The organism is uncultured Microbacterium sp., from assembly GCF_900078385.1.
In the GTDB taxonomy this organism is placed as follows: Bacteria; Actinomycetota; Actinomycetes; order Actinomycetales; family Microbacteriaceae; genus Microbacterium.
Genome location: NZ_FLQR01000002.1, coordinates 36,416 through 48,003, shown reverse-complemented (window position 1 = coordinate 48,003; position 11,588 = coordinate 36,416). Strand labels below are relative to the sequence as shown.

Annotated in this window: 11 protein-coding genes; 7 read left to right on the top strand and 4 right to left on the bottom strand. The window is 69.7% G+C overall.

Translation table 11 applies throughout. The annotated features are described in order from the left end of the window. Positions 1–9: 9 nt before the first annotated feature. Positions 10–675: a hypothetical protein gene (locus QZL85_RS04295; protein ID WP_295574068.1), complete on the top strand. Its 666-nt coding sequence runs from the start codon at positions 10–12 to the stop codon at positions 673–675. Here the strand turns inward: QZL85_RS04295 and QZL85_RS04290 are convergent. From QZL85_RS04290 to QZL85_RS04275, 4 genes are all read right to left on the bottom strand, one after another. Then, positions 628–1,800, bottom strand: a complete 1,173-nt coding sequence (locus tag QZL85_RS04290; protein ID WP_295574137.1) for a glycosyltransferase — start codon at positions 1,798–1,800, stop codon at positions 628–630. The two genes, QZL85_RS04295 and QZL85_RS04290, sit on opposite strands and share 48 nt — an antisense overlap. Before the next feature lie 65 nt (positions 1,801–1,865). Next, a complete protein-coding gene (locus tag QZL85_RS04285; RefSeq protein WP_295574065.1) occupies positions 1,866–3,392 on the bottom strand; it encodes a sugar transferase in 1,527 nt (508 codons plus the stop codon). Between the two features lie 228 nt (positions 3,393–3,620). Next, a complete protein-coding gene (locus QZL85_RS04280; protein ID WP_295574063.1) occupies positions 3,621–4,436 on the bottom strand; it encodes an IclR family transcriptional regulator in 816 nt (271 codons plus the stop codon). Between the two features lie 40 nt (positions 4,437–4,476). Next, the gene (locus QZL85_RS04275) at positions 4,477–5,040 is read right to left on the bottom strand and encodes a carboxymuconolactone decarboxylase family protein (protein WP_295574062.1); all 564 of its coding nucleotides are present in this window, start codon (positions 5,038–5,040) and stop codon (positions 4,477–4,479) included. Positions 5,041–5,150: 110 nt separating this feature from the next. Here QZL85_RS04275 and QZL85_RS04270 point away from each other — a divergent pair, with 110 nt between their 5' ends. The 6 genes from QZL85_RS04270 to QZL85_RS04245 all read left to right on the top strand — a co-directional run bounded on the left by QZL85_RS04270 (position 5,151) and on the right by QZL85_RS04245 (position 11,557). Next, entirely contained in the window at positions 5,151–5,939 is a 789-nt protein-coding gene (locus QZL85_RS04270; RefSeq protein WP_295574059.1) for an SDR family NAD(P)-dependent oxidoreductase, read from the top strand. 15 nt (positions 5,940–5,954) lie between these two features. Beyond that, the gene (locus QZL85_RS04265) at positions 5,955–6,734 is read left to right on the top strand and encodes an SDR family NAD(P)-dependent oxidoreductase (protein ID WP_295574056.1); all 780 of its coding nucleotides are present in this window, start codon (positions 5,955–5,957) and stop codon (positions 6,732–6,734) included. A gap of 50 nt (positions 6,735–6,784) precedes the next feature. Next, positions 6,785–7,660, top strand: coding sequence for a fumarylacetoacetate hydrolase family protein (locus tag QZL85_RS04260; protein ID WP_295574053.1), 876 nt, complete (start codon positions 6,785–6,787; stop codon positions 7,658–7,660). Further along, positions 7,657–8,499, top strand: a complete 843-nt coding sequence (locus tag QZL85_RS04255) for a fumarylacetoacetate hydrolase family protein (RefSeq protein WP_295574051.1) — start codon at positions 7,657–7,659, stop codon at positions 8,497–8,499. Before QZL85_RS04260 ends, QZL85_RS04255 begins: the two co-directional genes overlap by 4 nt. A 47-nt stretch (positions 8,500–8,546) precedes the next feature. Then, entirely contained in the window at positions 8,547–9,803 is a 1,257-nt protein-coding gene (locus tag QZL85_RS04250) for a glycoside hydrolase family 1 protein (protein WP_295574048.1), read from the top strand. 188 nt (positions 9,804–9,991) lie between these two features. Further along, positions 9,992–11,557 (top strand): ABC transporter substrate-binding protein, encoded by a 1,566-nt coding sequence (locus QZL85_RS04245; protein WP_295574046.1) that lies wholly within the window; start codon positions 9,992–9,994, stop codon positions 11,555–11,557. Positions 11,558–11,588 lie beyond the last annotated feature (31 nt).

The window sequence follows — 11,588 nt, the reverse complement described above, 5'->3', positions numbered from 1 at the left end:
GGAGAACACTTGGTCGACTCGATGCTGCTCGTGTGCGCTGCGAACGTCTGCCGCTCCCCATTGATGGAGTATGTGCTCTCGCAGGCGGCGATTCAGGCGGAAGCAGATCCGGCCTGGTCGGTGATCAGTCGCGGGCTGGAGGTGACCCGCGCCGAATCGCTGTGCGCCATCGTCTCCGAGCTCGTGGCGACGACGGAGCGCGGCCGCTCGTTCGCGGCGGAACATAGGCCTGTGTTGCTCGAGGGGGACCTGCTCGATGGGCAGGATCTCATTATCTCCGCCTCTGGACGCGAGCGCTCCGCCATCGCCCGGCTTCGCCCCGACCTGCGGGACAGATCTTTCACGCTCAAAGAGGCGGTGCGCCTGGGGCGGGGACAATTCAATGATGAAGAGATGCTCCGCGCTGCCGAGCGCGCCCCAGGACCAACCGGGCTTGCAACGTACGCCGCAGCCCTCCACGAACGCCGAGGTCGGGTCGATTTCGGCAGGCCGCGACCCACGTTCCGCCGGTCGGTGCCACAGCTGGATCCGATCGATATTCCGGACGTGCATGATCAGAAGCGGCGGGTCCACCTGCGCACGCTGAAGGAGGTCCAGGCCGTTGCAGGAGATTTGGGGCTCCAGCTTTCAGGCTTTCTGGGAGGCTCGGGTATCTCCAGGCGCCGCGGGCACTAGCTGGACTCGACGTGCCACCTTCGCGTGCGAATGTACGGAATCGCAGTTCGCGAGCCGCAGGGCAAGATTCTCGTACTGCGCCGCGACGTTCGCCCAGGTGAACTGAGCGGCGGCCCGCTCCCGCACGCGCGTGCCGATGTCCGTCACGTGCGACGAGTCCCGCTCCAAGGCGGTGAAGTGTCGCTGCACCTCCGCGGCATCCGCGAAGAACCACCCATGCTCGCCCAGCGTCTCGTGGTTGAATCCGACGTCATAAGCGATCACCGCGGTCCCCGCCCCCATCGCGCGCAGCAGCGACGGGTTCGTACCCCCGACGGAGTGGCCGTGCACATAGGTATGCGCGTGAAAGTAGAGAGCGTCTAGCAGGTCCTGGTCGTAGACGCCGCCGAGGAGTCGAATGCGCGCATCACCGGCGGCGGCCTCGTTGATCTTTCGTGTGTATTCGGCGCTGTACGGCGCCGATCCCACGACAACGAGCGGCAGGTCCGCGCCGCTGCCGTGGTAGCCCTCCACGATGTCGAGCACGTGGTTCTCGGGCTCAAATCGCGCAACCACGAGGTGGTATGCGCCTGGCTCCAGCCCGAGTTCGCGGATGCTGTCCTCGGGCGCCCGGTCGAGCAAAGGCGCGCCGTAGCGGATGAGCTCCGTCGGGACGCCGAACTCGCGGTCGTAGTACTCGCGGATGCCGGGGGCGTCGGCGATCAGGGCGTCCGCCCACCGCACGCCGAACCCCTCCGCCCAGCGGTAGTAAGCGCGTCCGCGCGCCCCCCACTTGGAGCGCTTCCACTCGAGGCCGTCCATGTGCAAGGCGACCGGGATGCCGCGGGCCCGAAGAAGCGGCAGGAAAGGCGAGTTCGCGGCATTGAAGACGAACGCAGCGTCAAAGCGTTTCCGCAGCATGGCGGACATTACGGACAGCCCGGTGTGGCTGAGCGTCTCGAGCTGCTTCACCGGTACAGCCGGCAGATGGACGACCTTCATCCCGAGGTATTCGCGATCGCGGGTCTCCGAGCCGCGCGTGTAGACCGTGACTTCGTGGCCCCGATCCACGAGTCGTCGACCGACTTCCTCCACGGCAGTCTCGAACCCGCCGTATGATGCGGGGACTCCGCGCGTACCGATCATCGCGATGGAAAGGCTCCTTTTGGCGGCCGGCGACGCGAGTGTCGCTCCGGACCGGGTCAGCGTGGTCAATACGCTCCTTCAGGCATGATCATGACTTTGGCCGTGCGCCACATCAGCACCAGGTCGTCCAGGACAGACCAGTTCTCCACATAGCGGAGGTCCAGGCGCACGCTCTCGTCCCAGGAGAGGTCGCTGCGCCCGCCCACCTGCCAGGGGCCGGTGATGCCCGGCTTGATGTACAGCCGCCGCGAGACGGTGCCGTCGTACGCCGTGACCTCGCTCGGCAGCGGCGGACGCGGCCCCACGACGCTCATCTCGCCGCGCAGCACGTTCCAGAACTGGGGCACCTCATCGAGGGAGTAGCGGCGCAGGATGCGGCCGACCCGGGTCACCCGGGGGTCGTCCTTCAGCTTGAACAGCGGACCCGCGCCCTCGTTCGCGTCCAGCAGCGCCGCGAGCTCGGACTCCGCGTCCACGCGCATCGAGCGGAACTTCACCATGCGGAAGATGCGGCCGTCCCGCCCCACCCGCGGCTGGGAGAAGAAGAGAGGTCCGCCGTCGTCCATCTTGATCGCGATCGCGATCGCGAGGGCGAACGGAGCGAAGAGCACGAGCGCCAGGGTCGAGGTGACGATGTCGAGCGCGCGCTTGATGATGTGCGCGCCGCCCTCGAAGGTCGGGATCTTCACGTGGATGAGCGGAAGCCCGTCCACCGGGTTCAACGACATCCGGGGGCCCGCGACGTCGGCGATGCGGCTGGAGAGGACGAGCTCGGCGGCCGTGCCCTCGAGCTGCCACGCGAGACGCTTGACGTACGAGGGGTCGCCGGCGGGCTGGCTGGCGACGAGGATCGTGTCGGCCTGCAGCGCCGAGGCGGCGCCGGCGACGGCATCCGTCCCGTGCACGACGGGGTAGGTCACCGTGCCGACGGTCAGCTCGTTCCGGTCGTCGTCGAGCACCGTGGCGCCGACGACGCGGTAGCCGCGGACCCCGTCCGGTCCGAGTGTGCGGATCGCGTACTCCACGTCATCCCGCGCCCCCACGACGACGGTGCGCGAGGCGTAGCGGCCGGCCTCCCGCTGATGCAGCAGCCAGCGCCGGTGCCCCCAGCGCGAGGCGATGAGCGCGAGCGTGCCGAGCGGCAGCGCGAGGAAGAGCTGCGAGCGGATGCCGTCCCACTCGAACAGGACGAACACCATCGCGAGGACGCCGAAGGCCAAGCCGGTCGCGTGCGCGACCCGCGTGTACTCGGCGGCCCCGGCGCCCATGATGGACGCCGCGCGCGTGTTGAACAGACTGAGCGTGCCGGCCCAGAGGAGCGCCGCGCTGAGCGGCACCCGGGCGAGCACCCACGGGTCGGCCAGAAGGATGCCCGGAGAGGACGCCAGCAGTGGCAGCAGCGACGCGAGGATGCACGACAGCAGCACCACGGCGGTGTCGCTGACGCGCAGCCGAGCCCGATAACGGCGCTCCCACTGCTGGCGGCTCACGAGTGCTGCGGACGCGCGTGGCGCGGAGACCTCGCGTCGCGTTGCCGTCAGGCCGAAACTCGGCAGCTGCAGCGCGGGTATGACCTCGTCGATCGCGCTCATCGCGCGTCCCCACAGACAATCGACTGTGTCCGCATTGTGCCCCCCAGCAACAAGCGATCACGGCAGACGACCTGAGTCGTCTACTCCCCCAGAGAACGCATGTGGCCCCCCCGGACCACGCGACGACACCACTCGTTTCGCGCTGCGTTCGGATTCACTGTAGCGCGCACCCCAGGGGTCGCGCGACCACATTCGTTAACTTCGTGTTACATGGGACGGGGATCCGGCTCACCCCGCGCGGAGCCGCAGCGAGATCGATTCCGCGGTCGCGCGGAGGGCGCCCAGGAGGGGCCCCTCGAGTGTCGCGAGGTCGTGGCGGGCCGCGGCGACGGCGATGTTGACGGCCGCGACGGGGGTGTCGCCGGTGGCGAAGACCGGCACCGCGACCGATCGGAGCCCGGCCGCGACCTCTTCGTCCTGCACGGCGTAGCCCTGCGCACGCGTCGCGTGCAGGCGGTCGAGGAGTTCGGCGAGCGACCGGGAGGCGTTGGGGCCTGTCGCCTGGGCGAAGTCGAATCCCTCGAGCACGCGGGCGATCTCCGCATCCGGGAGGTAGGCCAGCAGTGCCTTGCCCATCGAGGTGAGCGGCGCCGGGAGAGTGGACCCGACCTGGATGTTCGCGGTGACGAGGTCGCGGTTGCGGATGCGTGCGAGGTAGAGCACATCGCTGCCGCGCAGCACACCGAGGTTGACGGTCTCCCCGAGCGTCTCGGCGAGTGCGCGCAGCGGCTGTTCGCCGACCTGCACGAGCGTGGATCCGCGCAGCGCCGCCGAGCCGAGGGTGAGCACCGAGAGCCCGGGGCGGAGTCCGCCGTCGGGGAGCCGCTCGAGGAAGCCGCCCTCCTCGAGGGTCGCCACGACGCGGAAGGCCGTGGGGGTGGGGATGCCGGTGCGCTCGCTGATCTCGCGGAGCTTGAGCGTCGTCGTGGACTCGTCGAACAGCCGCAGCACCTCGAGCCCCTTGGCGAGGGCCTCGATGCGGTAGCGGGTGCCTTTCGTCGGCTCCGCTGCGGCGTCCGCGCCGGCGTGTGCGTCTGGGCCCATGGTGCGCAAAGGTATCGCCGAGGACCGTCCGCCGACAAACTCAGACACGGAAGACCCGCAGCTGCAGGGCCAGCGTCGCGTAGTAGCCGACGAGGGCGGTCAGCTCGAAGATCACCGTCTCGCCGAGCGCGGCGACGCCCGATGCCCAGGCCTCGTCGTCAAGATCGCCGTCCAGGAGAGCGAGGACGGTCCGGCCAACCGCGAGCTCGCGGCCCGCGAAAGGGGTGAGATCGGCGGCGCGCAGCGCGCGCATCTCCGTCTCGGTGACCCCGACACCGCGCGCGACGGCTTCGTGGGATTCCCGCTCGAAGGTGCTGTCCCACCGCGCCGCGACGAGCAGGATCGCCATCTCCCGCGACCGGTCGTCCAGATCGGTGCGGTAGCGCAGCGTCGCACCGAGCTCCTGCAGCGCCGCCCCGACCGCGGGTGCGCGCAGGAAGGCGTCGAACGGACCCGTGAGGCTCCCGTCCGCACGCGTGAGCGCGAAGTGCTGCGGCCCCTGCGCGCGCGGGCCGGTGGTGATGGCGTCGTACAGTCGCCGCTGGTCGACGGCGAGCGCAGCCGGGGTCAGCGGCGTCACACGGGGGGGCGCAGAAGCGTCCATGAGGTCGGTTCGTCCTTCCGCCGGTCTTCGGACTTGACCGCTGCGCTGATCACGATTATGTTCAGTCAACGAAACAAGCTTTCGCACAATGAAACCACAAGGAGTTGTCGATGTCGACATCCGTCACCGCCGAGCCGCAGTCCACTGCGTGGCTCGGGCTGGCCGGAGCCCGGGTGCTCGTCGCCGGCGCCGGCGGGATCGGCGGGGCGTGCGCGCTCGCCTACGCCGACGCGGGGGCCGACGTCCTGGTGGTCGACCGCGCCCCGGCGGCCCTGAGTAGCCTGGTCGCCGAGGCGGAGACGCAGGGGAAGCGCGTCGACACCTTCGCCGCCGACCTGACCGAGCGCAACGCCGGCGCACGCGTCGTGGCGGAGGCCGTCTCCCGGCTGGGCGGACTCGACGTGCTGCTGCACGCCGTCGGGATCAACGATCGCCGACCGGTCCTCGACTTCACCGAGGAGGAGTGGGAGCGCGTGATGCACGTCAACCTGTTCAGCCTCTTCGGCCTCGCGCAGGCGGCCGGCCGCCACATGGTGGCGCAGGGGCATGGGCGCATCCTCGGCCTCTCCAGCGTCTCGGGACTCCTCGCGCATCACTCGCACGGCCCCTACGCGGCATCCAAGGGCGGCATCAACCAGCTGCTGCGCGTCATGGCGCGCGAGTGGGCGCCGCACGGCGTGACCGTCAACGCCCTGGCGCCCGGGTACATCGAGACGCCGCTGACGGCCGGACATCTCGCCCATCCCGGGAAGCGCGAAGAGCTCGAGAGCCTCGTGCCCGCCGGCCGCCTGGGGACACCCGCCGAGCTGACCGGCCCCGCGCTGTTCCTCTCGTCCCCACACGCCGCCTTCGTCACCGGTCACGTCATGTACGTCGACGGTGGCCGCACACTCGTCTAGGAAAGGAGATCGACCATGACGGAGATCTACCCCCGGTTCGCCGGAAAGACCGTGCTCGTCACGGGCGCGGGAACGGGCTTCGGCGCCGAGATCGCCGCCCGCGCGGCACAGGAGGGCGCGAAGGTCGCCATCCACTACAACAGCTCCCGCGCAGGAGCCGAGAAGACTCTGGAGCGCGTGCGCGCGGCCGGCAGTGACGGCATCCTCGTGCAGGCCGACATCTCGAAGTGGGACGAGATCAAGCGGATGGCCGACGAGGTCTGGGCGGCGTTCGGCGTGCTGGATGTGCTCGTCAACAACGTCGGCGACGTGTCCAGCGAGCAGATGTCGTGGCGCGAGCTCACGCAGGAATCGCTCGATGCCGTCATCGACGTGGACGTCAAGGGCACGCTGCTCATGACGCACGAGTTCGGCGAGCGGATGCTGGAGCAGGGGCACGGCAGCATCGTCAATGTCGGCTCCACCGTCATCGTCCGCGGCTCGCCCCGCGCGCCGCAGTACGCGGCCGCGAAGTACGGCATCCTCGGCATCACGAAGTCGTACGCGAAGGCGTTCGCCCCCGCGGTCCGCGTGAACACGTTCGCGCCCGGCTTCATGGAGACCGAGCGTCTTCTGCAGCGCGAGGACTGGAGGAACGGCCGCCGCGAGCAGCTCATCTCCCAGACCCCCATGGGCCACATCCCGCCGCCGGAGTTCGTCGCGGGCACGTGCCTCTGGCTCGCGACCGACGAGGCCGCGCACCTGACCGGGGGCTACATGCTCGCCGACGGCGGATTCAACATGGTCGGCGCCTGAGCCCCGGCTCCTGAGCACGACACGACACGACACGACAAGGAAAACGACCAATGAAGCTCATCACCTTCGACGAGGGCCGCGTCGCCCGCCTCGAGCTCGAGGAGGGCGTCGTCATCGAACTCGACGTCCCCTCCACCCGCGAGTACTTCGAACGCGGCGGCGACGTCCGCGAGACGGGGGAGCGGCTCGCCTACGCCGACGTGACGCTGCGCGCGCCGATCCGTCCGAAGAAGTTCTTCCACACGGCCGGCAACTTCGCCGACCACCACAACGAGCTGACGGCGGTGGACTGGTCGCACCCCGTGCACAAGGGCATCGTGTTCTTCCAGAACCTCGACGCGATCATCGGACCCGACGAGGACATCGTCTACCCCGAGGGGCTCACGAAGGAACTCGACTACGAGCTGGAGCTCGCGATCGTCATCGGCAAGAGCGGCAAGTTCTTCTCCCCCGAGGAGGCCGAGGACTACATCGCCGGGTTCACCGTGTTCAACGACATCACGGCGCGCGACATCCAGCGCAAGGAGATGGAGTCGGGCGTCTTCTCGTTCTCGAAGGGCATCGACACGTTCTGCCCCATCGGGCCGTGGATCGTCACGAAGGACGAGGTGCCCGACATGCACAACCTCGCGATGCAGCTGCGCGTCAACGGCGAGGTGCGTCAGCAGGGCAACACCAACCAGACCCGCATCCGCTGGCCGCACCTCGTGGCCTACCACTCGCCGCAGGTCTTCTCCGCGGGCGACCTCATCACGACGGGTACCATCTCCGGCGTCGCCGCCGTGCAGAAGAACCCGTTCGACTTCTACCTGCAGCCCGGCGACGTCGTCGAGGCCGAGATCGAGGGCATCGGCACGCTCCGCAACAAGGTCATCTCCTGGGAGGAGCGGTACGGCCAGCCCGCCCCGCAGCGGGTGGACTGGTGAGGATCGCGAACCTCGCCGGCCGCCTCGTGCTCGTGACGGCGGCCGAGACCGCCGTCGACGTCGAGACCGCCTCCGGCGGGCGCTTCGGCCCCGACCCGATGGCGGCGTTCGCGGACTGGGAGTCGTTCCGCGCGTGGGCGGCGACCGTCGATGTCGCCGGCGCCGCGTTCGACCGCGCCGAGCTCGGACCGCCGGTGCCCCGCCCGCCGCAGATCTTCGCGATCGGCGTCAACTACCGCGAGCACGCCGAGGAGGCCGGCTACCCGCCGGACAGCCTGCCGGTGACGTTCACGAAGTTCGCCTCGAGCCTGACGGGTCCCGAGGCGACGGTCGCCCTTCCCGCAGGCAACGTCGACTGGGAGGTCGAGCTGGTCGTCGCGATCGGCGTCGGCGGCCACGGCATCGACCGGAGCGCCGCCTGGCAGCACGTCGCGGGCCTCACGGTCGGCCAGGACCTGTCCGAGCGTCTCGCGCAGATGGCCGGGCAGCGGCCGCAGTTCAGCCTCGCGAAGTCCCACCCGGGCTTCTCGCCGACGGGGCCCTGGCTCGTCACGCCGGACGAGCTGGACGACCCCGCCGACCTCGCGATCGCGTGCGCCCTCGACGGGGAGACCCTGCAGGAGTCCCGCACGTCGCGCTTGATCTACGACATCCCGGAGCTCGTCGCGCGGCTGTCGGCGGTCGTGACGCTGTGGCCCGGCGACATCATCTTCACCGGCACGCCGTCCGGGGTCGGCAACGCCCGCACTCCCAAGCGCTTCCTCCACGCCGGAGAGGTCCTCACGAGCACCATCGAGGGCATCGGCGAGATCACCACCCGCTTCACCGCCGCCGAGTGAGCGGCAACCGAACAGCCGTCGACGCCGACGGCCACGAAAGGGACACCATGACCGCGTTTCCGACCGGCTTCCTGTGGGGAGTCGCCACGGCAGGGCACCAGAACGAGGGCGACAACGTCACGAGCGACACCTGGTTCCTCGAGAACGTCTCGCCCACCGTGTTCCGTGAGCCCAGCGGCAAGGCGTGCAACGGGTGGGAGCTGTGGGAGGGCGACCTCGATCTCGTCGCCGGCATGGGCCTGAACGCCTACCGGTTCTCCGTCGAGTGGGCGCGCATCGAACCCGTCGAGGGCGAGTTCTCGGAGGAGGCGCTCGCGCACTACGAGGCGATCGTCGACGGATGCCACGCTCGCGGCCTGACGCCGCTCGTGACGCTCAGCCACTTCACGTCCCCGCACTGGTTCGCCGCGCGCAGCGCCTGGCTCGACCCGGAGGCGCCCGCCCTGTTCGCGCGGTTCACCGGCGCCGTCATGGACCGCTTCGGCGACCGCATCGCGTACGTCGTGACCTTCAACGAGCCGGACCTGCCGGAGATGCTCACCTGGGCCGGCCTTCCGCCGTTCGTCGCGGAGCTCGAGAAGCAGACGCTCGCAGCGGCCTCCGTCGCGGCAGGCGTCGAGCGCTACCGGGCGGGCAACGTCATGCTGCGCGAGGACTTCGCCGGCATGCGCGCGGGGATGACCGCCGCGCACCTCGCCGCCAAGGCGGCCGTCAAGGAGCGTCGCCCCGAGCTTCCGGTCGGGCTGTCGCTCGCGATGTGCGACGACGTCGCGGCGCCCGGCGGCGAAGCCGTGCGCAACCGCAAGCGCGCCGAGGTGTACGACTACTGGCTGCGCCTCGCTGCAGCCGACGACTTCGTCGGCGTGCAGAACTACGAGCGACTGGTCTACGGTCCCGACGGACTGCTGCCGCCGCCCGCGGGTGCCGTGCTCAACGGCATGGGCACGCCCGTCGATCCCGCATCGCTGCGCGGGGCGGTCGAGTACGCCCATCAGGTGAGCGGCGTCCCGGTCCTCGTGACCGAGCACGGGGTCTCGACACCGGACGACGCGATCCGCGCCGGGTTCATCGCGCCGTCGCTCGACCTGCTCGCCGACGCGATCGCCGACGGCATCCCGGTCCTCGGCTACTGCCACTGGACGCTCATGGACAACTTCGAGTGGATCTTCGGCTACGGGCCCCGGCTGGGCCTGCACGAGGTGGACTCGGAGACGTTCGCGAGGACGGCCAAGCCGAGCGCGGGGGCCTACGCCGCCTACGTGGCAACCGCCCGCGCGGCGGCCGCCACCGTCCCGCTGCCGTGAGGTCGCGGTTTACACTCCCAGGCCGGAAAACCGTTGTTGAGACGATTCAAACATTAGAGGGAGACTAACGACCAGGACACCAGTTCCACATGGCCTTTCCGGCCACCCTCAGTCACCCTGAATACGGCGGGCACCCGATTGCCCACGACAACGCAGTCACCACAGCACACCGATCATTGGAGATCAGGATGTCTCACAGCACCAGGAACCGCGCACTCGCCGCGGCCGCGGCACTCGCCGCATCCGCGCTCGCCCTGACGGCCTGCACCGGCACCGCCGGAAACGGCCCCACGGGCGACGCACCCGACACCGCCAAGCTCGTCATCGGCCTCGACTCCGACCAGGCGCCGCTCGGCTACGACCCCATCCGCTACTCGGCCGGTCAGCGGATGTTCTTCGAGGGCGTCTACGACTCGCTCTTCGTGCTCGCCCAGGACGGCAGCGTGGTCCCCGACCTCGTGACGGAGTTCACCTACAACGAGGACCAGACCGAGCTGACGCTCGACCTCGACACGAGCGCGACCTTCGCCGACGGCACGACGCTCAGCGCCGACCTCGTCAAGAAGAACCTCGACTTCCGCGGAGACTCCGACCTGTCCGCCTACTCGCAGCTCGCGACCGGCGGCAACAACGAGATCACCGAGGTCACGGTCGTCGACGAGGACACCGTCACCCTCGCCTTCGCCGCGCCCAAGCCCGGCTTCGAGGCGAACCTCGTGCTGCCGGCGGGTGCCATCGTCGGCGCCGACGGCGTCGCCGATCGCGGCAGCCTCGACTCCACGCCCGACGGGTCCGGCCCGCTCGAGGTCGACCTCGACGCCACCGTCAAGGGCAACTCGTACGTCCTCGTCAAGAAGGACGACCACCCCGACGCCGACGACTACCCGTTCGACTCCTACGAGTTCCGGCCCATCCTCGACCCGCAGGCGCGGGTCAGCGCCGCCATCTCCGGCGAGGTCGACGTCGCGTACATCACGGCGGAGACGCAGGCCCAGGCCGAGTCGGCCGGCATCGGTCACGTCGCCAACGGCGGCACGATCCAGAACATCATCGCGTTCGACAAGGCCGGCGCCACGGCGCCCCAGTGGGCGGACCCGCGCGTGTTCAAGGCGCTCTCGCTCGCGATCGACCGCGAAGAATTCGTCAACGCCGTGCATCCCGGCGAGGTTCCGACCGCGAGCGCACTGCCCGCCGACAGCCCCGGCTACATCGCGGAGCTCGAGGACGAGTACGCGTACGACCCGGAGGCCGCGAAGGACCTGCTGGCCGAGGCCGGCTACCCGGACGGCTTCGACCTGACGTTCACGATCAGCCCGACCAGCCAGCGCGACCTCGAGGCCCTGCAGCCGTTCTGGGCGGCCATCGGTGTGAACGTGACGCTGAAGAACGCCGCATCCACCGAGGAGTCGTTCGCCGCCGTCCAGAAGGAGCCGCTCGGCGGTCCCATCGCCCTCACGTGGACGAACCCTCCCGGCAACGTCTTCGGCGTGCTGTTCGGCTTCGCGAACTTCCACGGCGCGGACAACCCGGCGATCAAGGGCGCGGCCGGTGCGTACGGTGCGGCGGGCACGGACGAGGACGCGAAGGCTGCGGCCCTCACCGACCTCAACCGCGCGATCGTCGACGCGGGCTGGCTCATCCCGCTCTACGAGCAGCTCGCTCCGTGGACGTACAACACCGAGAAGGTCGCCGAACCGACCTTCGTCGGCGCCGAGCCCTTCCCGATCCTGGCGACGCTGACGCCCGCATCCTGACCGACGGCCCGGTGCCGGACGCACGTCCGGC